20 protein-coding genes are annotated in these 21,538 nt (G+C 64.6%); 14 read left to right on the top strand and 6 right to left on the bottom strand.

All coding sequences use genetic code 11. The features are described from left to right. Entirely contained in the window at window positions 1–1,209 is a 1,209-nt protein-coding gene (locus AC56LW_RS14640) for a substrate-binding domain-containing protein (RefSeq protein WP_499635474.1), read from the bottom strand. A 20-nt stretch (window positions 1,210–1,229) separates the two neighbouring features. After that, the gene (locus tag AC56LW_RS14645; protein WP_499635477.1) at window positions 1,230–3,512 is read right to left on the bottom strand and encodes a TonB-dependent receptor; all 2,283 of its coding nucleotides are present in this window, start codon (window positions 3,510–3,512) and stop codon (window positions 1,230–1,232) included. Window positions 3,513–3,760: 248 nt separating this feature from the next. On the opposite strand from AC56LW_RS14645, the gene AC56LW_RS14650 reads away from it, so the two are divergent. Beyond that, a complete protein-coding gene (locus AC56LW_RS14650; protein ID WP_183550833.1) occupies window positions 3,761–4,681 on the top strand; it encodes a LysR family transcriptional regulator in 921 nt (306 codons plus the stop codon). Window positions 4,682–4,725: 44 nt separating this feature from the next. On the opposite strand, the gene udk is transcribed toward AC56LW_RS14650, so the two are convergent. Further along, complete coding sequence (udk, locus tag AC56LW_RS14655; RefSeq protein ID WP_183550835.1) at window positions 4,726–5,367, bottom strand: uridine kinase; 642 nt, start codon at window positions 5,365–5,367, stop codon at window positions 4,726–4,728. Window positions 5,368–5,508: 141 nt separating this feature from the next. On the opposite strand from udk, the gene AC56LW_RS14660 reads away from it, so the two are divergent. After that, window positions 5,509–6,453 (top strand): ADP-ribosylglycohydrolase family protein, encoded by a 945-nt coding sequence (locus AC56LW_RS14660; RefSeq protein ID WP_499635481.1) that lies wholly within the window; start codon window positions 5,509–5,511, stop codon window positions 6,451–6,453. 36 nt (window positions 6,454–6,489) lie between these two features. Further along, a complete protein-coding gene (locus AC56LW_RS14665) occupies window positions 6,490–6,993 on the top strand; it encodes a hypothetical protein (RefSeq protein WP_499635484.1) in 504 nt (167 codons plus the stop codon). A 23-nt stretch (window positions 6,994–7,016) separates the two neighbouring features. Here the strand turns inward: AC56LW_RS14665 and AC56LW_RS14670 are convergent, their stop codons facing one another. Further along, on the bottom strand, window positions 7,017–7,994 hold the full coding sequence (locus AC56LW_RS14670; RefSeq protein ID WP_499635486.1) for a TIGR01777 family oxidoreductase: 978 nt from the start codon (window positions 7,992–7,994) through the stop codon (window positions 7,017–7,019). A gap of 271 nt (window positions 7,995–8,265) precedes the next feature. On the opposite strand from AC56LW_RS14670, the gene AC56LW_RS14675 reads away from it, so the two are divergent. From AC56LW_RS14675 to AC56LW_RS14715, 9 genes are all read left to right on the top strand, one after another. Beyond that, a complete protein-coding gene (locus tag AC56LW_RS14675; protein WP_499635489.1) occupies window positions 8,266–9,684 on the top strand; it encodes an SLC13 family permease in 1,419 nt (472 codons plus the stop codon). 25 nt (window positions 9,685–9,709) lie between these two features. Then, a complete protein-coding gene (mdcA, locus tag AC56LW_RS14680; RefSeq protein WP_482898242.1) occupies window positions 9,710–11,377 on the top strand; it encodes a malonate decarboxylase subunit alpha in 1,668 nt (555 codons plus the stop codon). An 11-nt stretch (window positions 11,378–11,388) separates the two neighbouring features. Further along, the gene (gene mdcC, locus AC56LW_RS14685) at window positions 11,389–11,712 is read left to right on the top strand and encodes a malonate decarboxylase acyl carrier protein (RefSeq protein ID WP_482898243.1); all 324 of its coding nucleotides are present in this window, start codon (window positions 11,389–11,391) and stop codon (window positions 11,710–11,712) included. After that, window positions 11,709–12,617, top strand: coding sequence for a biotin-independent malonate decarboxylase subunit beta (locus AC56LW_RS14690; protein WP_499635492.1), 909 nt, complete (start codon window positions 11,709–11,711; stop codon window positions 12,615–12,617). The genes mdcC and AC56LW_RS14690 overlap by 4 nt, the downstream gene beginning before the upstream one ends. Next, complete coding sequence (mdcE, locus tag AC56LW_RS14695) at window positions 12,617–13,333, top strand: biotin-independent malonate decarboxylase subunit gamma (RefSeq protein ID WP_332529945.1); 717 nt, start codon at window positions 12,617–12,619, stop codon at window positions 13,331–13,333. Before AC56LW_RS14690 ends, mdcE begins: the two co-directional genes overlap by 1 nt. Beyond that, the gene (gene mdcG / locus AC56LW_RS14700; RefSeq protein WP_332529946.1) at window positions 13,317–13,991 is read left to right on the top strand and encodes a malonate decarboxylase holo-[acyl-carrier-protein] synthase; all 675 of its coding nucleotides are present in this window, start codon (window positions 13,317–13,319) and stop codon (window positions 13,989–13,991) included. Before mdcE ends, mdcG begins: the two co-directional genes overlap by 17 nt. Then, window positions 13,984–14,880: a triphosphoribosyl-dephospho-CoA synthase MdcB gene (gene mdcB / locus AC56LW_RS14705; RefSeq protein WP_499635495.1), complete on the top strand. Its 897-nt coding sequence runs from the start codon at window positions 13,984–13,986 to the stop codon at window positions 14,878–14,880. Before mdcG ends, mdcB begins: the two co-directional genes overlap by 8 nt. Continuing rightward, entirely contained in the window at window positions 14,850–15,806 is a 957-nt protein-coding gene (locus AC56LW_RS14710; protein WP_499635497.1) for an ACP S-malonyltransferase, read from the top strand. Before mdcB ends, AC56LW_RS14710 begins: the two co-directional genes overlap by 31 nt. A 131-nt stretch (window positions 15,807–15,937) precedes the next feature. Continuing rightward, window positions 15,938–16,066, top strand: coding sequence for a hypothetical protein (locus tag AC56LW_RS14715; RefSeq protein WP_332529949.1), 129 nt, complete (start codon window positions 15,938–15,940; stop codon window positions 16,064–16,066). Between the two features lie 97 nt (window positions 16,067–16,163). Here AC56LW_RS14715 and AC56LW_RS14720 read toward each other — a convergent pair whose 3' ends face one another. Then, window positions 16,164–17,774, bottom strand: a complete 1,611-nt coding sequence (locus AC56LW_RS14720) for a DUF4214 domain-containing protein (RefSeq protein WP_499635500.1) — start codon at window positions 17,772–17,774, stop codon at window positions 16,164–16,166. 111 nt (window positions 17,775–17,885) lie between these two features. Beyond that, window positions 17,886–19,034 carry a GNAT family N-acetyltransferase gene (locus AC56LW_RS14725; RefSeq protein WP_499635502.1) on the bottom strand — a complete coding sequence of 383 codons (1,149 nt, stop codon included), beginning with the start codon at window positions 19,032–19,034 and terminating at the stop codon, window positions 17,886–17,888. Between the two features lie 83 nt (window positions 19,035–19,117). Between AC56LW_RS14725 and AC56LW_RS14730 the strand changes: the two genes are divergently transcribed. Together AC56LW_RS14730 and AC56LW_RS14735 are read left to right on the top strand one after the other, a co-directional pair. Then, window positions 19,118–21,202, top strand: a complete 2,085-nt coding sequence (locus AC56LW_RS14730; RefSeq protein WP_499635504.1) for an NAD(+) synthase — start codon at window positions 19,118–19,120, stop codon at window positions 21,200–21,202. Then, entirely contained in the window at window positions 21,199–21,537 is a 339-nt protein-coding gene (locus AC56LW_RS14735) for a P-II family nitrogen regulator (RefSeq protein WP_183550870.1), read from the top strand. Before AC56LW_RS14730 ends, AC56LW_RS14735 begins: the two co-directional genes overlap by 4 nt. Window position 21,538: the final 1 nt, after the last annotated feature.

Consider the following 21,538-nt stretch of genomic DNA (forward strand, 5'->3'; position numbering starts at 1 on the left):
TCAGCGTTTGTTCCGCACCGGCAGCGGCATCTCGTCCGCCGGGATGTCGCGCACCAGTTCGAGCAGATCCCAGTCGTTCTTTTGGTCCTTCTTGATGCGGAAGTGGTACATCGGCTGGATCGCCTGGTGGTCGTCCTTGCGAAAGACCATGGCGCCTTTTGGCGTCCCGAAGCGCATGCCTTCCATCGCGGCGGCCATCTTGTCGCCATCGCCGTCCGGCACCTTGCTCAGCGCCGCCACGACCACGCTGGCGGCGGCCATGCCACCGGCCGTGAACATGTCGGGCGGGGTCTTGTAGCGCTTCGTGTGCTCTGCCACCAGCCAGTTGTTCATCGGATTTTTCGGAAAATCGTAGTAGTAATAGATCGTGCCTTCGGTGCCGGCATGGGCCTTCCAGGTCTGCATCACGGGCAGGATATTGCCGCCCGGGGCCAGCGCGATGCCGTAGCGTTCAGGTTTCATGGCGGCGATCTTGTTCATCGGACTCGGGCCGGCCCAGACGATGGCCAGCACGCGCGGCTGCGGTTTGTCTTTCAGAGCATCGAACAGGCGCTGCGCCGATGCGGTGAAGTCGGTCGTCGCGAGCGGCGCGTATTCTTCGTGGACGACGCTGGCCTTGCTGCCGGTGGCGATCAACGCTTCCTTGCCGGCCTTGATCGCATCGCGCCCGAACGCGTAATCCTGGGTCAGGAAACCCACGCTGCCGCTTTTGAGCGTACTGGCGGCGGCCAGCGCATCCTGCATCGAACTGCGCGCCGTGCGAAAGATGTACTTGTTCCACTTGTCGCCCGTGATCGCATCGGCCACGGCCGGCTCGATGATCAGGATTTTTTTATACTCCTTCGCCACCGGCAGCATGGCCAGCGCCGAGGCGGACGAGGTGGTGCCGACCGCAATGTCGACGCGGTCGTCGCCATACGCTTCGGCCAGCAGCGTACGGCCCAGATCGGGTTTGCTCTGGTCGTCCTTGACGATGACTTTGATGGCGCGGCCATTGATGGTCATCCTGCCCCTGGTCAGGTACTCGAGGCCCAGCATGAAGCCGCTCTCGGTCTCGCGCGCATAGGTTTCCAGTGCGCCCGTCTTGCCGGCGATGAGGGCAACTTTAAAGTCCTTGCCCTGTGCACCCGCGTGGGGCGCGGCGCCCAGGGCACATGCGGCCAATGCGGCCTGAAGCAGCAGGGCGAAGGATCTGATCGAATGGCGCATGCGGTCTCCTCGTGATGTTTTTAGAAGCGCAGTTCGAGCGTCGCCGACACCGTGCGCGGATTGCCGTAGAAGGCGGTCAGCGTGCCTTCGTTGCCCAGCGTCGGGAACAGGTAGCCGGCCGTTTTATAGTGTTCGTCGCCCAGGTTCTTGCCGTGCAGGCCGGCGCGTACCTTGCCATCCGCGCGGGTCCAGACGATGCTCGCGTCCCAGATCCTGTACGAGTCCTGGTCGAGGATCGATGCGGTTTCGAACTGGCTGGTGGCGCCCTTGTATGCATAGCTGCCGATCAGCGAGACGCGTCCGTTGTGGCCCATGACCGGCAGCGGGATGTCGTAACTGGCGCGCAGGTTGGCCGAATTCTTCGGCGTGTTCTGGAACGTGCGCTGGCCGGCCACATTGACATTGGCCACGATGTATTCCCGGTAGCTGGCGTCGATGTAGCTGTACATCCCCGCGACCATGAAATTGGGCGTGATATTGGCGACCGCCTCGAGTTCGACGCCCTTGATGCGTGCCTTGCCGGCATTGGTTGTCACGCCGGCGAAGCTGTCGTCGCGCCCGTCGCCGTTGGTGTCGATGGCGATCGAGCCCGGGATCTGCACGTCCTGATAATCGCTGTGGAACACGGCCAGGTTGGTCGTGATGCGCCCGCCATTGAAGGCCGACTTGAGACCAAGTTCAGTTGTCTCGATCGTTTCCGGCGCATAGCCGGTGCGCGCGGTGGCAATCGGGAGCCGCGTGCCGACCACGTTCAGGCGCGGATCGAACCCGCCACCCTTGAAGCCTTCGGAGTACGACGCGTATAGGTTGTGGGCATCGTTCATCTTCCAGCTCAGTGCCACGCGCGGCGTGAATTTCTTGTCCTTGCGCTCGAGCAGGCCGCCGCGCAAATCGGTATCGGTGCGAAACAGGATGGCGTTCGGATTGCCCATCCGGGGCGAGCCGGCTAGGCCGAAATAAATCTGGCGCAGCACGTCGGCTTCGCGCTGGTCGACCGTGTAGCGTCCGCCCAGCGACAGGCTCAGGCCCTCGGCGAGCGTGTAGCTGCCGTCAAAGTAGGCGGCCCAGGCCTTCGTATCGATGTCGCCCAGCGTGAAGGTCGACGTGGGCACCGCGCCGGCCAGGATGGTGTCGAACTGGTTGAAGGCGTTGGCGTCCATGTAGTACACGCCGGCCACGCCCTGCAGGCGCGCGCCGCTGTAGGTCGCCTGCAGCTCCTGGCTGAACTGGCGGTTGGTGTACAGCGCCGGCACTTCCATGTCCACGACGGGCAGGGCGTCGAAGTCGATCGGCGCCCATGACTTGTCGCGGCGCGCGGCTGTGATCGATTTCAGGCGCCACGCACCGTCGACGGTGTACTCGACCGTGACCGAGCCGCCGTACGAGCGCACTTCCTGGTCGCGGCCCAGCACCTTCGTGAGATTGCCGCGCGTGTCGAACACGTCGTTCAGGATGGGCGCGCTGCTCGTACGTCCGACGAGCAGGCGATGGCCGTTCTTGGGGTTGGCATCGTCCTGCGTGAAGTCGCCGGCAAGGCGGACGAACAGGTCCTGGTTCGGCACGAGTTCAATTGAGACCCGGCCGGCGGTGACGTCCTTGTCGTAGTTGCCCTTGCCGGTGGTCAGGTTGTCGCCAAAGCCGTCGCGCGTAAAGCGCGCGAACGTGCCGCCGATGCGCGCGGTGTCGGTCAGCGGCGTGCTGGCCGTGAGCACACCGTCTCGCTGGCCGTAGTCGCCGAGCGTGGCGCGCACGCGCACGTCGCGCTGGGGGCCAAGCTTGCGCGTGACGTACTTGAGCGCGCCGCCGATCGTGTTGCGGCCGTACAGCGTGCCCTGCGGGCCGCGCAGCACCTCGATGCGCTCGACGTCGTAGATGTCAGCCACGGCCGCCTGTGGCCGGGCCAGGTAAATGTCGTCGACATAGATGCCCACGCCCGATTCGAATCCGGCCAGCGGGTCGGCCTGGCCGACGCCGCGGATGAACGCCGTGAGCGTGCTGTTGGTGGCGCGCGACGCCTTGAGCGTCGTGTTGGGCAGCGACAGCGCGAGGGCAGTCACGTCGGGCAACGCCTGCTTGGAAAGCTGGTCGGCCGAGAACGCGGTGACCGACACCGGCACGTCCTGCAGCGATTCTTCGCGCCGGCGCGCGGTGACCACCACCCGCGAGATATTGTCGTCGGTAGTCGCCGCAGCCGGGGCGGCCGTCGCTTCCTGGGCATGGACGGCGCCGATGGCGCCGCTGCACGCGGCCAGCAGGGCGCACGTGGACGGATGCAGCAGCTTCATCTTTCTGATCGGACGCATGGATGTCTCCTTATTGTTCGTCGCCACGGTGGATGTGTCGCTCAAAGGGGGAATGTGCCCGAGCGCACCATGCGTCACCTTGCGCACCAACAAGCGCTCCCATGAATACGCAGTTCGAATGGCGGCGTTGCAACAGATGGTCGAACCCATGCGCGTTGCATCACCAAGCTGTGCCGGTGCCTGGCGATTGACGACTCACGCGGGCGGTTGATGTATCCTCGTCATGTATCCATTTCACGAGGGCCCCCATGCGCAGCCAGATCAGCGACGACATCACCTTCCGCAAACTCGAGATCCTGCTGGCGTACATGGAAGGCGGCAACCTGAATGCCGCCGCGCGCATGCTCGACATCAGCGCCGTCAGCGTGCATCGCGCGCTGCATTCGCTGGAAGATGGAATGAGTTGTCAGCTGTTCAGTCTGCAGGGCCGCAACCTGATTCCCAACGATGCCGCGCAGGTGCTGGCGGACGTGAGCCGCGACGTGGTGCGGCTGATGGCGGACGGCATTGCAGCGACGCGCTCGGCCGCCGGTTATTCAGCCGATCACTTGAAAATCGGCTCGCTGTATTCGCTGACGACCGGCACCATCCCCGATGTCATCATCGGCATCAAGCTGCGCAAGCAGGAACTGGAAACGGAACTGGTGCTGGGCTCGAATGCGGACCTGCTGCACAAGCTCAAGCAGAATGCAATCGATGCAGCGCTGATGGCGGTGCCCGAACCCGATCCGGACATCGAATCGATCGCGCTGTTCGAGGACGAGATATTCTTTGCGGCGCCAGCCGGCTCGCCGTATGCGGGGATGGCCGAGGTCGATCTGCGCGCCTGCGCCGACGAAAAATTCGTCTGCCTGAAAGATGGGTTCGTGACCTTCAACGGGTTCCAGGAAGCGTTTCGCATCGCCGGGTATGCGCCGAGCATCGTCACGCGCGTGGGCGATATCTTCTCGCTGATGAATCTGGTGGGGGCGGGGATCGGCTACACGCTGCTGCCCGGCCGCGTGCGCCATGCGTTTGGCGACAAGGTTCAGCTGATCCCGTTAAAAAACGACTACCTGATGCGCCAGACGATCGGCCTGAGTTTCCTGCGCGTGCGCGAGCGGGATCCGAACCTGCTGGCGCTGGCGGCGGTGTGCCGGATGCTGAAACACCGCACGCCGGCGGGCTGAATGCGCTGGCGCTGGTGCCGGTAAGGATCAGCGCCCAGCCATCTTCACGAGCGCTTCAGCTGGTTGATCACGCTGGCGACCTTGGTGGTGATCATGTCGACCGCCGGATTGTTCGCCCCGTGCGGGATGATGACATCGGCGTTGCGCTTGGTCGGCTCGATGAATTGCTTGTGCATCGGACGCACGGTGTCCAGGTACTGGCTGATGACGCTTTCTACCGAGCGGCCCCGTTCCGTGATATCGCGCTGCATGCGGCGGATGAAGCGGATGTCGGATGCCGTATCGACGAAGATTTTCAGCGACATCATGTCGCACAAGGCCGGGTCATACAGGGCAAACAGGCCTTCGATGACGATGACCGGGGCAGGCTTGACCCGAATGGTACGGTCAGAGCGGTTGTGGAGCGTGAAGTCGTACTCGGGCATGTCGATCGACTCGCCCCGGCGCAGCGCCTGGACGTGCTGCACCAGCAGCGACCACTCAAACGCCTGCGGATGGTCGTAATTCTGCTGGGTGCGCACTTCGGGGCTGAGATGCGTCTGGTCGCAGTAATAATCGTCCTGCATCACGACCGAGACCATCTCGGTACCGAATGTGGACAGCACTTGCCTGGACACCGTGGACTTGCCACTGCCGCTACCGCCCGCGACGCCAATAATAAACGGTTGAAAAGGAAAACTGAGCATGCCGAATGATACCGGATTCGGGACCGGACCGACAGGTCACCGGCGACACGGCCGGTCGCAGATGTCGCGTCGGCGCTACCGGGAAAACACCAAAAGAATGAACGCATTTCTGTCAGAATCATCGTCATTTTGGAGATCGTCATGACTACAAGGCTGGATCGGATTCGTGGTGGTATGTATGGCTTGCTGGTAGGGGATGCCCTGGGCGTACCTTATGAATTTTCAGCGCCGCAGGATATTCCGGAACGACGCTTGATCGACATGTCTCCGCCGCCCGGCTTCGCCCGGGCACACAGCTCGGTTCCCGAGGGGACCTGGAGCGACGATGGCGCACAGGCGCTGTTGCTGCTGGCGTCGTTGGTCGAGTGTCAATCACTCGACCTGCAGCAATTTACTGAGAGCCTGATGGATTGGTACCGAAACGGCGCCATGACGCCGGACGGAAGGGTGTTCGACATCGGGATCCAGACAAGACAGGCACTTGAAAATTTTGCCCGGTACGGTAATCCCCTCACGTGTGGTCCCAACCAGGAGAGGAGTAATGGCAATGGTTCGTTAATGCGCACGCTTCCATGCGCGTTCATTGTCACATCGGACCCGGCGGATATCATCGCTCGCGCAAGACGACAAAGTTTGCCAACCCACGCCCATCCACGGTCGCAATTGGCCTGTGCTCTTTACGCGCTCATGGCCTGGCAGATGGCGGAGGGCAGGACACCGCTTGAAGCACTCGACTACGCACAAGACACCCTCCAGCAAGTTGTTGATCCTGGCGAGAAAACAGAGCTCGGCCTGATCCTGGACGGTCGCCTGGACCGGTCTCAGGGTTCAGGCTATGTCGTCAACAGCCTTTGGTCAGCAATACGGTGCGTGCTTGCGACCGACAATTATGAAGATTGTGTTCGCGAAGCGATCGCACTCGGCAATGATACGGATACCACGGCCTGTATCGCTGGCGGTCTGGCAGGTGTGTTCTATGGGGAACAAGGTATTCCAGCGCGTTGGCGACATGCTCTGAAAGGTGGATCCATCGCTGAAGATGTGCTCGCTCGACTGGCCATTTCCGAGGTCCGGGAACAACGTTGATCGAGCGACGCCTGGCCACACAGAGGAGGAATTCCAATGATTCGTTTCGCGATCCTTGCAGCTGTCGTGTTCAGCGTCTGCTCACCTGTTTCAGCACAGGATGTGATCCTGCTCGGCGAAGTGCAGCGAGTTATCGTTCAGCCGTCCGGTACCGCCGACTGCCCGCCGCCATGCCCGCCTGACACGCTGTATCCGGACGGATCGAGAAGGATCTGCATCTCGAACGGTGGGGGATGTCAAACGATGGACGTGAAAATCGAGCGTGTCTATCGTGGGAACGCCAGGGGCGAAGCGCGGCGCTTCAAGTCGCGCATCGGCGAATGGGGCCCGACGTTTTCGGTGAATGAAAAACGCATCGTTGTCAGCGAAGAGGCAGGGAAGGTGTCATGGTCGCCTGCAATCGACCAGGGTGGAAAAATTTTCATCGATCCTGGCCGTCTGCGAAGCATTGGCGGCATTCCGACATCGACCAATGATGATGGCAAGCTGGTGGAATTGGACGAGCTACTCGAGCGTACCGCCACCGCGCGCCGACATTGACCCGGCAAGCGGCCGCGCCGCCATTACTTCAGGCTGCGCAGCGCCGCTTCAAGCGCCGGATATTTGAACTCGAACCCTTCACGGGCGAACCGCAACGGCACCACGCGCTGGCCTTCCAGCAGCAAATCCGCCTGCTCGCCCAGCGCCAGGCGCATCGGCCAACCAGGCGTCGGGATCACGCATGGCCGTTTCCAGACGCGCGCGGCTGCCTGGCTGAATTCCAGCTGCGACACCGCGATCGGCGCGGTGAAATTGGTCGCACCGAACGTCGGCGCAGACGCATCGCTGAGCGCCTGCTTCCAGCGGTGCGCGATGCCACCGATCAGATCGTCGATGTGAATCCATGACAGCCACTGGCGGCCGCTGCCCAGCCGGCCACCGATGCCCAGCCGGATCGGCAGCAGCATCATCGGCAGCGCGCCTTGCTCGCCCAGCACCAGGCCGAAGCGCATGCACTCGACCTGCACGCCGTGGCGCACGGCGCCGGCCGCGGCGGCTTCCCACTCGCGGCACAGGTCCGACATGAACATCGGCTGGGGCGGCGCTGCTTCGTCGAGTTTGGCGTCGTCGCCGATCCGCTGGATACCGTAGTAGCCGATTGCAGACGCCGACAGCAACAGCCGCGGCTTGTGGCTGGCGCGGCCGATCCAGTCGACCACTTTTTCCGTCAGTGCGACGCGGCTCTGGCGCAGCGTCGCCTTGCGCGCCTCGGTCCAGCGCTGGCCCAGGATCCGGGCGCCGGCCAGGTTGACGACGATGTCGACCTGATGGTCGAGCGGAAGATCGTCCATCGAGGCGATGGTGCGCACTTGCGCGCCGAGCAGCCCGGCAGCGCGCGCCACGTCGCGGGTCAGCGCGATCACGTCGTGACCGTCTTTCAGCAGCGCGCGCACCAGGTGCTGGCCGACGAAGCCCGTGGCGCCGGTGACCAGCACGCAGCGGGCGACCGTGTCGAACACGCTCGGTGCCTTGTTGGATGTCGGTGTCGCACTCGTTGTCAACTTGTTCTCCGGTTCAGTGTTCTCAATTCTGCCAAGACAGGAATGTAACACTTCCGCTGACAGTAAACGTTAGTACCCCAGCGTAATTGATCTCGAAAGCGATCGGGTTTACCTTGGCCGCACAACCTGCATAACAAAAGAGCATGGCCGGCCCCGCAAAGCTCCCGAGACCACGGTCCGAGGAGGCGATGGCGACAGGCCATGCATTGGAGACGTATCACCAGCGACGCGCCGGGTGGAACCGGCCTTCGCACCTCGTAGGAGCCACCCTGTGTCCTCTCATGTCATTGCAATCTGCGTTCTGGCGCTCATGTTCATCGTCGCCACCGCCATGCCCATCAATATGGGCGTCATCGCGTTTGTCGGCGCATTCCTGGTCGGCACCATCGTCTTCAGCATGGAGACCAAGGCCATCATGGCCGGCTACCCGGCCGAGCTGTTCCTGACCCTGGTCGGCATCACCTTCCTGTTCGCCCAGGCCCAGAACAATGGCACCATCGACTGGCTCGTCAGACTGGCCGTGCGCGCTGTCGGCGGGCGCATCGCCGCCATTCCCTGGGTCATGTTCGCGGTGACCGCGCTCCTGACCTCGGTTGGCGCCGTCAGTCCGGCCGCGGTGGCGATCATCGCCCCGATCGCGCTGGGCTTCGCTGCCAAGTACAAGATCAATCCCCTGATGATGGGCCTGCTGGTCATCCACGGCGCGCAGGGCGGCGGCTTCTCGCCGATCAGTATCTATGGCGGCATCACCAACAAGGTCGTCATGGAAGCCGGCCTGCCGATTTCGCCGCTGACCACCGCCTTTACCAGCCTGGGCGTGAACCTGGCCGTGTCGATCATCCTGTTCTTCGTGTTTGGCGGCGCCAAGCTGATGCGCCAGGAAATGCCGAAGTCCGGCGCTGGTGTGCGTCCGATGACGCCGTTCACGCCACCGGTGGCGGTCGCAGCGCAGGGCCCGCAGATCTACGGCGATGCCGAAAATGAAACCGGCAGCGAAGAGCGCCTCACCGCGCAGCGTTCGACTGCCGCCGTCGGCGCGGTCGGCAACGGTGGCCCCGGTTCGGGCCTGGGCACCGGCGACATCGACCTGCATGCCGGGCCGACCTTCCACCAGATGTTCACCGTCGTCGGCCTGGTCGCGCTGGCCGTGCTCACGCTGCTGTACAAACTCGATATCGGCTTCGTCGCCCTCACCATCGGCCTCTTGATTTCGATCCTGTCGCCGCAGGTGCAAAAGCGCGCCATCGGCCAGGTGTCGTGGCCCGAGATCATGCTGATCGTCGGCGTGAGCACGTATGTCGGCGTGATGCAGAAGATGGGCACCATTACCTGGGTCGGCGACAGCGTCGCCAGCCTGACCTCGCCGCTGATGGTGGCCTTGCTGCTGCTGTTCGTCGGCGCCATCGTCTCGGCCTTTGCGTCGTCGACTGCGGTGCTGGGTTCGCTCATTCCGCTGGCCGTGCCATTCCTGGCGTCCGGCACCGGTGTCGACGCCATCGGCTTCATCGCTGCCATGGCCGTCGCATCGACCATCGTCGACGTCAGCCCGTTCTCGACCAATGGCGCACTCGTGCTGGCCAGTGCCCAGGGCATCGACCGCGACGTATTCCTGCGCCAGTTGATGATCTATGGCGGTATCGTGACGCTGGTCGCACCGATCGTCGTGTGGCTGCTGTTCGTGGTGTTGTAAGGCCACGCAAATTTTAGGAACTATCATGAATCATGCTGAAGGCCGCTGGACCGGCCAGCAACGTAACCGCAGCGAGCGCCTGGCCCGCGCCGGCGCCGCCCTTGGCGGGGCGCTCGACGGCAAGGTCGTCCAGGCCTCGCACATCGTCGAGCTGCTGCACGCGGTGCTCGAACCGGGCGACCGCGTCTGCCTCGAAGGCAATAACCAGAAGCAGGCCGACTTTCTCGGCAAGGCCCTGACGCGCGTCGATACGGCGCGTGTGCATGACCTGCACATGCTGCTGTCGGTGCTCTCGCTGCCCGAACATCTGGACGTGTTCGAGAAGGGGATCGCCTCCAAGCTCGACTTTTCGTTCTCGGGTCCGCAGGCCGGGCGCCTGGCCAAGCTGGCGCAGTCAGGCAAGCTCAATATCGGCGCGATCCACACCTACCTCGAGCTGTTCGCGCGCTACTTCATCGACCTGACGCCGCGCGTGGCACTGGTCGCCGCCGAAATGGCCGACCGTGACGGCAATCTGTACACCGGCCCGAACACCGAAGACACGCCGGCGATTGCCGAAGCGACGGCCTTCAAGAGCGGGATCGTGATCGCGCAGGTGAACCAGATCGTCGACAAGCTGCCCCGCATCGACATTCCTGGCGACTGGGTCGGCTACGTCGTGCAGTCGCCCACGCCGTACTACATCGAGCCGTTGTTCACGCGTGATCCGGCCCTGATCTCGGAGATCCAGGTGTTGATGGCGATGATGGCCATCAAGGGCATCTATGCCGAGTACGAGATCGAGCGCCTGAACCACGGCATCGGCTTCGACACGGCCGCCATCGAACTGCTGCTGCCAACCTACGCTGCCAGCCTGGGCCTGAAAGGCAAGATTGCCCGTCACTGGGCGCTGAACCCGCATCCGGCCCTGATCCCCGCGATCGAAGCGGGCTTCGTCGAATCGGTGCACTCGTTCGGCTCCGAACTGGGCATGGAAAACTATATCCGCGCGCGCCCCGACGTGTTCTTCGTCGGGCCGGACGGCTCGATGCGCAGCAACCGCGCCTTTTGCCAGGCAGCCGGGCACTACGCGTGCGACCTGTTCATCGGCTCGACGCTGCAGATCGACTTGCAGGGCAATTCGTCGACCGCCACGCTGGGCCGCATCGCGGGCTTTGGCGGCGCGCCGAACATGGGCGCCGATGCGCGTGGCCGGCGCCATCCGAGCAAGGCGTGGCTGAAAGCGGGCGAAGAGGCGCGCGCGGGCCGCAACGTGATCCCGCGCGGGCAGAAGCTGGTGGTGCAGATGGTCGAGACCTTCCGCGAGCACATGGCGCCGGCCTTCGTCGACAAACTCGACGCCTGGCAGCTGGCCGAGCAGGCCGGTATGGCGATTCCGCCCGTGATGATCTATGGTGACGACGTCAGTCATATCCTGACCGAGGAAGGCATCGCCAACCTGCTGCTGTGCCGCACGGACGAAGAGCGTGAACAGGCGATCCGCGGCGTGGCCGGCTACACGCCGGTGGGCATGGCGCGCGACAAGCGCATGGTCGAGAACCTGCGTGACCGGGGCATCATCCGCCGGCCGGAAGATCTCGGCATCGACAAACGCATGGCGACCCGCGACCTGCTGGCCGCCAAGAACATGAAGGGCCTGGTGCGCGCATCGGGCGGGTTGTACGACCCGCCGAAGCGCTTCAGGAACTGGTAAGGAACAACATCATGGAAACGCTGAATTATCGTTTCGAAGGCGGCCAGCGCCCATTGAGCGGCATGCCGCAACTGGTGGGCGTGGTCGGCTCGGGCAATCTCGAGATATTGATCGAACCGGCGCACCTGAAGGGCGCGTGCGAAATCGAAGTGCGCACGGCGGCCGTCGGCTTTGGCGCCACCTGGCAGGCCGTCATGGCCGACTTTCATGCGCGCTGGAGCCTGGCCGATGCGCGCGTGAGCGTCAACGACATGGGTGCCACGCCGGCCGTCGTGAGCCTGCGCCTGGACCAGGCGGTCGAATCCATTGCCGATCTGCCCGGAGGCGCGCCATGAGCAGCTACCAGGAACTCACGGCGCGCCAGCGCATTCCGGCCATGTTCGATGCCGGCAGTTTCGAAGAATTCCTGCCGCCGTCCATGCGCATCGTCAGTCCGCACCTGGCGCAGCTCGATGCGGCGGTGTCGTTCGACGATGGCGTGGTGGTCGGGCGCGGCAAGCTCGGTGGCCAGGTGGTGTTCGGCGCGGCGCAGGAAGGCGGCTTCATGGGCGGCGCGGTGGGCGAAGTCCACGGCGCCAAGCTGGTGGGCATGCTGCAGCGCGCGATCGATGAACGGGCGCACGCCGTCGTGCTGCTGCTCGAATCGGGCGGCGTGCGGCTGCATGAAGCCAATGCGGGCCTGATCGCCGTGTCGGAAGTCATGCGCGCGATGCTCGACGTGCGCGCAGCCGGCATCCCCGTGATCGCGGTGGTCGGTGGCGCCAATGGCTGCTTTGGCGGCATGGGCATCGCGGCGCGCTGCGCCAACACGGTCATCATGTCCGAAGAAGGGCGTCTCGCGATGTCCGGCCCCGAAGTCATCGAGACCGCCAACGGCGTGGAAGAATTCGATTCGCGCGACCGCGCGCTGGTGTGGCGCACGACGGGCGGCAAGCACCGCTACCTGCTGGGCGACTGCCAGGTGCTGGTAGAAGACGATACCGAGGCGCTGCGCGCTGCGGCGCTCGAAGCCATTGCGGACATTCCGGCGGGCGGCGCACCGTTGACGCTCGACGGCCTGCTGGCCGAGCAGGCGATGCTCGAACGGCGCCTGCAAGACACGCAGGGCCTCACCGAACCGATGGATATCTGGAAGGGACTGGGCATGCCAGAGCCGGCGCGGGTGCCGATGCTGGAACCCGATGCTTTCCTCACACTGGCGGCGCAGCACCGCGCCACGCCCACGCTGGGAGAACGATGATGGATTGGCAGAACGTAGCAGCACAACTGTTCCCCGGCGGGCATACCATCACCGAAGCCGACAATTTTTTAAGTGGCAGCGCGCAGGTCGATGGCAAGCCGGTGGCCGTCATCGGCACCACCGACCACACGCCGATCGGCATCGAGATCGCGCTGGCCCAGGCGCAGGCGATCCTGCGGACGGTGCGCGAGCATCCGGGGCGCCCGATCCTGATCCTCGTTGACACGCAAGGCCAGCGCCTGCGCCATCGCGACGAAATGTTGGGCATCAACAGCTACATGGCCCATCTGGGCAAATGCGTCGACCTGGCGCGGCGCGAAGGCCACACGGTCATCGGCCTCGTGTACGACCAGGCGCTGTCGGGTGGGTTCATTACCAGTGGCCTGATTGCCAGCGCCTGTTACGCGCTGCCCGAGGCGACCATCCGCGTGATGGGTCTGCCGGCGATGGCGCGCATCACGAAGGTGCCCGAGGAGCGCCTGACCGAGCTGGCCAAGGACAATCCCGTGTTCGCACCAGGTCCGGAAAACTACCTGCGCATGGGTGGCCTGCACGGCATCTGGGATGGCGATCTGGCCGGTGAACTGGTGCGCGCGCTGGCCGATGCCAAGGTCGAGGACGGGCGCATGGCGCTGGGCCTGGCGCGTGGAGGGCGCCTGATGGCGCACCCGGTGGCGCAGGCGGTCAGGGTGGGCAGCGATGTTCGCCCGGCATGACCTGGTCTGGCTGACGAGCCGCGGCTGGCAGCGCGTGCGCTCGGGCGCGCCGCAGGCCGCGCTGTCTGCGCTGGACCGCTGGCGTGACGGCGGCTGGCCGGCCGTTGTGCGGCGCACCGAGGCGGGCATGCTGCCGGGCGAAGTGGCGATCGGTTTCCCGTTGCCGCCACGGCCTGAAGACGGCGGCAAACTCAAATTCGGCTGCGCGGTGGAGATGTCCGATATCGGCCGGCGCACGCGCGCCTTGCCGCTCGTTGGCGCGCTCGACGCCGTGCCGGCGCAATGGCGCGAGGGCCTGGAAGTGCTCGAACGCCAGGCGGCCGATGCCGGCGTGAGCCTCTCCGTGTATGGCTCGGTGGCGCTGGCCGCGCTCACGGGCCAGTATTATCTGACGCCGCTGTCCGATATCGACGTGCTGCTGCAGCCGCAGACGCGGCGCCAGCTGATGATCGGGCTCGATCTGCTGTCGTGGCATGCGGGCATCCTGCCGCTCGATGGTGAAGTGGTGTTTCCCGATGGCCGCGCGGTCGCGTGGAAGGAATTGCGCGCGGCGTTTGCCGGTGCGCCGGGCACGCGCGTGCTGACGAAAGGGCTGGACCGTATCGCGCTGGTCCTGCCCGAAGCATTGATGGCCACGCTGGAGGAAGAACATGGATGACCTGAACCCAGTGCTGACGGCGCGCGCACCTGGCTGGCCCGGGCAGGGCGACGCCGGCGAGCGCGCCTTTTGCCAGCGCACCGCGCGCGTGGCCGTGCGCAGCCTGTATGCGGAACTGGTGCTGTACCCAAAGCCGGGCCTGGTCTCGAAGATCGACAACGGCAGCCATACCGACATGACGGCCGCCACCTTCGTGCGCAGCCTGTTTGCACTGCGGCGCTACTTTGGCGATATCACCCGCGCCGGCATGCTGGATGCGCCGTTCCACGTCTTGAAGCAGCTGGGGATCGATGCCGAAGCACGGATGCTGCGCGCGACCGGCGGCATCAACACGCACCGTGGCGCGATCTTTTGCCTGGGCATGCTGTGCGCGGCCATTGGCCGCTGCCAGGCGCGTGGTGAAGCCTTGACCCAGGCGCGCATCGGCGAGCTGCTGCGCGCCTGCTGGGGCCAGGCGCTGGGTGTGCACAGCGTCGTCAACGGCGAGCCGGTTTCGCACGGCGCCCGCGCCGTGCTGCGCTACGCAGCCAGCGGTGCGCGTGAAGAAGGCGCGCTTGGCTTCCCGTCGGTGTTCGACGTCGGCCTGCCGGCGCTGCGCCGTGCATTGGCAGCGGGGCGTGGCCTGCGTGAAGCCCGCATCGATGCGCTGTTCGCGCTGATGGCGCATATCAGCGACACCAATGTCTACCATCGCGGCGGCGTCGAAGGCGCCTTGACGGTGCGGCGCCAGGCGCGCGCCTTCATCGCGCGCGGTGCGACGGCTGCGCCGGACTGGGAAGCGCGTGCGCTGGCCAGCCACCGCACCTTCGTGGCAGCGCGCCTGTCGCCGGGCGGCGCGGCCGATCTGCTGGGCGCCGTGTGCCTCGTGCACGCGGTAATGACGCGCTGATGGCGGGGCGGCTGGCCATCCTGTGCCCGGGGCAGGGCGCGCAGCATCCGGCGATGTTCGACATGGCGCGCCTTGACCCCGCCGCCAGCCGGGTGCTCGAGGAATGGAGCGCCGATCCCGCACTGGGCGCAATGCTGCACGCCGGCCTGGGTGAAGAGCGCTTCACGAATCGCATCGCGCAACCGGCCATCGTCGCTGCCACGCTGGCCATGTGGCGCGCGTTGCAGGCCACGATCGCGACGCCGGCGCTGGTGGCCGGCTACAGCATCGGCGAGTTGTCAGCCTATGGCGTCGCCGGAGCGCTGGCACCGGAGGACGTGGTCAAGCTGGCCATCGGGCGGGCGCGCCTGATGGACGCTTGCGTGGTCGATGGCGCGGCGCAGGGCATGGTGGCACTGTCCGGCATGCCGTCCGGGACGGTTGATGCGTTGCTGGCGGGCGCCGGGTTTTATCCGGCCATCGTGACTGGCGACGATGCGCTGGTGGCAGGCGGTCCGGCCGCGCAGCGTGACGCGTTGGCCAGCGCCGCGATTGCCGCCGGTGGCCACGCCACCGTGCTGCCGGTCGCGGTCGCATCGCATACACCGTTGCTGGCGGACGCGGTCGCACCGTTCGCGGCTTTGCTGGCTGAAGCGCACTGGCGCGCGCCCGCGTTCCCGGTACTGTCCGGCATCTCGGCGGAATCCGTATTCGACGCGCGCAAGGCGCTGGCAGAACTGCCGCGTCAGATTGCCGAGCCGATCCGCTGGCGCGAATGCATGGATGCGATCACTGAGGCCGGCGTCACCGTGGCGCTCGAATTGGGGCCGGGTGCCGCGCTGTCGAAAATGTTGCATTCGCGCAACCCGAACATCGCCTGCCGTTCAGTCACCGAATTCCGCACGCTTGACGGGATACGCGCCTGGCTGCAGAGGCAGCTCGACTGACATTCACAAAGCTGATGTCTGATATTGCAACTCAGAATTGGAAAACACGCTGAGTCGCCTATATAACAGTGGTACACCAACTGAAATCATAGGCGTTGCCCATCTGGGCGATGCAATCGAAGGAGCTCTACGTGAAAAAGATTGTCCACGCACTGGTCGCCGCTGCCGGCAGCCGCGCCAAATATGCCCTGCGCAAGCGGGCAGAAGCCATCAAGCCAGCGAAGGTCGACTATCGCCTGAACGCCGGCGGCTGGAACTGAGAAGTACCCACCGCCGCCGCGTGGCGGTAGCAAAAGAAGGCTGGCGCCATTTGGCGAACCAGCCTTTTTTTTCGCAGAGGACGCCCGCTGCTGTGTATCAGGCCAGCTCGAACGTCGTGCTCATCGTCCCGACCAGTGCCACCATTTCGCTGGATTCCGCCAGCGCCAGCAGCACGTCGCCCCGATCGACATACCCTTGCGCGAGCAGCCCGGTCCAATCCGCCAGTTCGGTCGCTGTGGCGTCGCGCTCGAGCGTCGTGCGGTACAGCTGCGCGATGAACGCCGGATCATCCAGCCGGTCGGTGGACTCGGCGGCATCGACAAAGCTGTCGGCAATATCAGCCAGCGTCATGCCTTCTTCCGAGCGGTCGATCCAGTAATTCAGGCCCGCCAGATCCGGTTTGCGGTCATACAGCGCGTCGTACATGCGAATGAGTACGGCGATGTCGGTGGCGCCAAACGCGATCTCGGTCGACGCAACATGCGTCAATTTTTCGTCCGAATCGACGAGCGCCAGCGCCAGGCCGGCGCGGCTGATATCGCCGCTGGCCAGGGTCGCCGTCCAGTAGGCCAGGCCATCGGCGTCGGTCGCGCGGCCCAGGATCTGATCGTACAGCCAGGTGACGTAAGCGCCATTTGCCTGCGGGACGTTGCCGGCCAGCTCGGACGACGCCAGGATCGATTGCGTCACATCCTCGAGCGAGGCGGCGCCGGCCAGCGTGCGCATCCAGTAATCGAGGCTGCCGGCGTCGGGCGCGCGTTCCAGCAGCGTCTCGTACAGCCGCGTGACGCTGCCGCGCACTGTGGTGTCAGCAACAGCGTCGCCTAGAAGGAAGGCTTCGATGTTGTTTGCCTGATAGCTTATGTTCCGAAGATTGCCGGGGGTCAGGCTTAATACGGCATGACCGTCCATCGTGTCGTAAGCATAAAACGAATAATCGGCCCGGCTGTCACGTTTGAGCTGCAGCGTGTCATAGCCCTCGCCACCGTCGATCTGATAGAACGAGGCGTGTCCGATCGTGTCCTGGATGCTCTCGCCGATGATGATCCGGTCGTTGCCGCCGCCGGTGCTGACCCGGTCCTGGCCACCGTCGAGAATAATGGTCTGGCTGGCGCCGTCGGCGATGATGTTGGCTCTGCCGATCACCTGATTGAAGGTGCCGCCCCCGGTGATGAGCGTGAGGTTGAAGCCCGAGAGGGCGATTTGCGGCGCGTCACCGAGGCCATTGGTGTCGATGAGCACCGCCGTATAAAACTGTCCGTCGCTGTTCGATACCTGCATGACCGAGCGTGTTGAGTTTTCGGCTGCCATTGTCGGCGTAACCGTCGACAGCAGGAATCCGCCCGAATCGGGCATGCCTTCCCACTGCGCGGCGATGACATCGGTCATCGTCGCCCGGCTGGCCGCCGGTACATGCGCGTCGATCTGCGGCTGCAACAGCGCCGGTCCGTTCTTGAGCGGCTGCTGGTACGTCAGTGCCGTCATCCGCATGCCGTACCCGGTTGGCAGACTGACCGTCAAAGCAGGCTCGCCGTCCTCAGTCGTTGTGACCGGAATATCGGCCAGCGCGTTGCCGTTCGCGTCCTGGCGCGTGGCCGTGATCATCGGCACGACCACGGTACGCGTGGGGTTGCCGAAGCTGTCGGCGCCGGCGGTGACGTTGACGTCGACGCCATCGATCACGATGGTGGATGAAGGGGTTGCCATACGCGGTCCTCGCAAGTGAACATTGATCAGGCACCAACTATAGGCGGTTTGCCCCGCGCACGGCTTTATTCAGGCCAGAATACCCGGCACGCATATTCAGTCCCGGGCAAGCTACCCGGCGCGCTGCCGGAACGGACTGCGCTCGTTCAACTCGTCGAGATAATCGTCGATACCGCCCGCCTCACGTTGCAGGAAATTTTCCACGGCATTGGCAAACGACGGATGCGCCAGCCAGTGCGCCGACCAGGTCTTGGTTGGCAGGAAGCCGCGCGCCATCTTGTGTTCGCCCTGCGCGCCGCCTTCGAACGTGGCGATGCCCTGTTCGATGCAGAATTCCAATGGCTGGTAATACGCAGCCTCGAAATGCAGGCACGGTACGTGTTCAAGCGCGCCCCAGTAGCGGCCGTACAGCGTGTCGGCATCGTGGATGACGAGCGACGCGGCGACCGCGCGGCCTTCCAGTTCGGCGATCACCAGGAGGATTTTGTCCGGCATCGTTGCACCGATGCGCAGGAAAAAGTCCAGGTTCAGGTACGGCGTCGAGTGGTGGTCTTTGTACGTGTTGCGGTAGCAGCGGTTGAACAGCACCCAGTCCTCGCGCGTGGCATCCGCCCCGCGCACGCGCCGCATCGTGACGCCGGCATCGACCACCTTGCGCCGCTCGGCGCGGATGTTCTTGCGCTTCTTTGGCTCGAGCGTGGCCAGAAACTCGTCGAAGCTCGCATAGCCCCGGTTCAGCCAGTGAAACTGCACGCCGCTGCGCAGCAGGAAGCCGGCGTCCTTGAGCGCCTGCGCTTCGTCCTCGGGCGGGAACAGGATGTGGGTCGACGAGACTTCGGTGGCCGACTGCGTGGCCGTCAGCACGTCGATCAGCGCGGCGCGCGCAGCGGCGTCGACCGCCAGCAGGCGGGAGCCGGCCACCGGCGTGAACGGGATCGCCGACAGCAGCTTCGGGTAATAGTCGAGGCCATTGCGCGCGTAGGCATCGGCCCAGGCCCAGTCGAATACATACTCACCATACGAGTGGCCCTTGACGTACAGGGGCAGGGCGGCCGCCAGCACGTCGGCCGCGTCGTACAGCAGCAAAAATTGCGGCTGCCAGCCGCTCTCGGGCGCCGCGCTGCCCGACGCGTGCAGCGCGTGGAGGAAGGCGTACGAGAGAAACGGCGTTGGCGCCGCCTGGGCCTGGACCAGCGCGTCCCATGGCGCCTGCCCGACTTCGGACAGGCTCGAGACGATATGCGTGCGATAATCTGTCATTGCTTTCAACATTGCTTCCAATTCTACGAAGTAAGTGGCGACGGGCAGCGATTCGCCGCGTCGGCACTGCGAGAGACCCATTCATGAACAGCCGATTCTTCAATCTCTATTCGCACCATTTTGCACGCGTTGCCGTCGCGATCCCGCGTATCCGCGTGGCCGACCCGGCCTACAACGTCGAACAGACGATCAAACTGGCGCAGCATGCGGCAAGCGAAGGCGCGGCACTGGTCGCGTTTCCCGAGCTGGGCCTGTCTGCCTATACCTGCGACGACCTGTTCCACCAGCGCGCGCTGCTCGACGCCTGCCTGGGCGGCTTGCAGACCATCCTCGATGCCTCGCGCAGCCTGCCGCTGGCCATCGTCATCGGCATGCCGCTGCGGGTGAACCACATGCTGTTCAACTGCGCCGTCGCCATCGCCGATGGGCGCGTGCTGGGCGTGGTGCCGAAAAGTTATTTGCCTAATTATGGCGAGTTTTACGAATCCCGGCAGTTCACGCCCGCCGATTGCGCGCCGGTCGATCAGATCGACCTGTTTGGCGCGACCGTGCCGTTCGGCGTGAACCTGCTGTTCGAGGTCGCCAACCTGCCGCTGCTGCGCTTTCATCTCGAGATCTGCGAAGACGTCTGGGTGCCGGTACCGCCATCGTCGTTTGCGGCGCTGGCCGGGGCCACGGTGCTGGTCAACCTGTCCGCATCGAACGTCGTCGTCGGCAAGAGCGGCTACCGCCACCAGCTGGTCGGCCAGCAATCGGCGCGCTGCATGGCGGCCTATCTGTACACGTCGGCCGGGCGCGGCGAGTCGACCACCGACATGGCGTGGGATGGCCAGTCGCTGATCTACGAAAAGGGCGAACTGCTGGCCGAATCCGAACGTTTTTCCGACGAATCGCACATCATCTTCGCCGACGTCGACCTCGAGCGCCTGTCGACCGAGCGCATGAAGGCCACCACCTTCGCACAGTCGGCCCGGCGCCATGCGGCTGAAGTCGCGGCGTTTCGCGTCGTGCGCTTCGACCTCGCGCTGCCCTTGGAGCACACGATGCCGCTGGCGCGTGGCATCGAGCGCTTCCCGTACGTGCCGGCCGACCGCGCCCGGCGCGACGAGCGCTGCACCGAGGTCTACAACATCCAGGTGCAGGCCCTGATCCAGCGCCTGGCCTCGAGCGGCATCCAGAAGGTCGTCATTGGCGTCTCCGGCGGCCTCGACTCGACCCATGCGCTGCTCGTCTGCGCAAAAGTCATGGACCGCCTGAAGCTGCCGCGCACGAATATCCTGGCCTACACGATGCCGGGCTTTGCCACCAGCGAGCGCACGCTCAAGCAGGCGCGCGACCTGATGGCCGCCGTGGGCTGCAGCGCGCAAGAGATCGACATCCGCCCGAGCTGCATCCAGATGCTCAAGGATCTGGGCCACCCGTACAGCGAGGGCACGCCCGACTACGACATCACGTTCGAGAACGTGCAGGCGGGCGAGCGCACCAACCACCTGTTCCGGCTGGCGAACTTCCACAACGGGATCGTGATCGGCACGGGCGATTTGTCCGAGCTGGCGCTGGGCTGGTGCACCTACGGCGTGGGCGACCATATGTCGCACTACAACGTCAACGCCAGCGTGCCCAAAACGCTGATCTCGTACCTGGTGCGCTGGGTGGCCGAGACGGGGACCGTGTTGGCCGAGGGCCGGTCGCAGGTGCTGATCGACATTCTCGATACCGAGATCAGCCCCGAGCTGGTGCCTGGCGGTGCAGTCAGTCACGGCACCGATGCCAAGCCCGCACAAAGCACGCAGGAGCGTATCGGCCCGTACGAGTTGCAAGACTTCAACCTGTTCTACACGCTGCGCTATGGCTTCAAGCCGAGCAAGGTCGCGTTCATGGCGTATTCCGCGTGGCACGACAGCGCCGCGGGGCGCTGGCCGGACGAGACCGGCACGCGCAACCAATACGACCTGGACGCCATCAAGCGCAACCTGTCGATCTTTTTGTTCCGCTTCTTCAAGACCAGCCAGTTCAAACGCTCGTGCGTACCGAACGGACCGAAGGTCGGTAATGGCGGCTCCCTCTCGCCACGCGGCGACTGGCGCGCACCGTCCGATTCCGAGGCCACCGTCTGGCTCGACGACCTGGCGAATATCCCCGACTCATCGAAAGGACTACCACCATGAAACAGATTACCTGCGTGATCAAACCGTTCAAACTCGACGAAGTGCGTGAAGCGCTGGCCGAGGTCAATGTTACCGGCCTGACCGTCACCGAAGTGAAGGGCTTTGGCCGTCAGAAAGGGCATACCGAGCTGTATCGCGGCGCCGAATACGTCGTGGATTTCCTGCCGAAAGTGAAGATCGAAGTGGTGGTGGACGATCCGATGGCCGACAGCGTCGTCGACGCCATCATCAAGGCAGCGCGCACCGGCAAGATCGGTGACGGCAAGATCTTTGTGCAGAACATCGAGCAGGTCATCCGGATCCGTACCGGCGAGACCGGCCCGGACGCCGTCTAAG

This window comes from Telluria sp. LT2P80 (assembly GCF_059685955.1).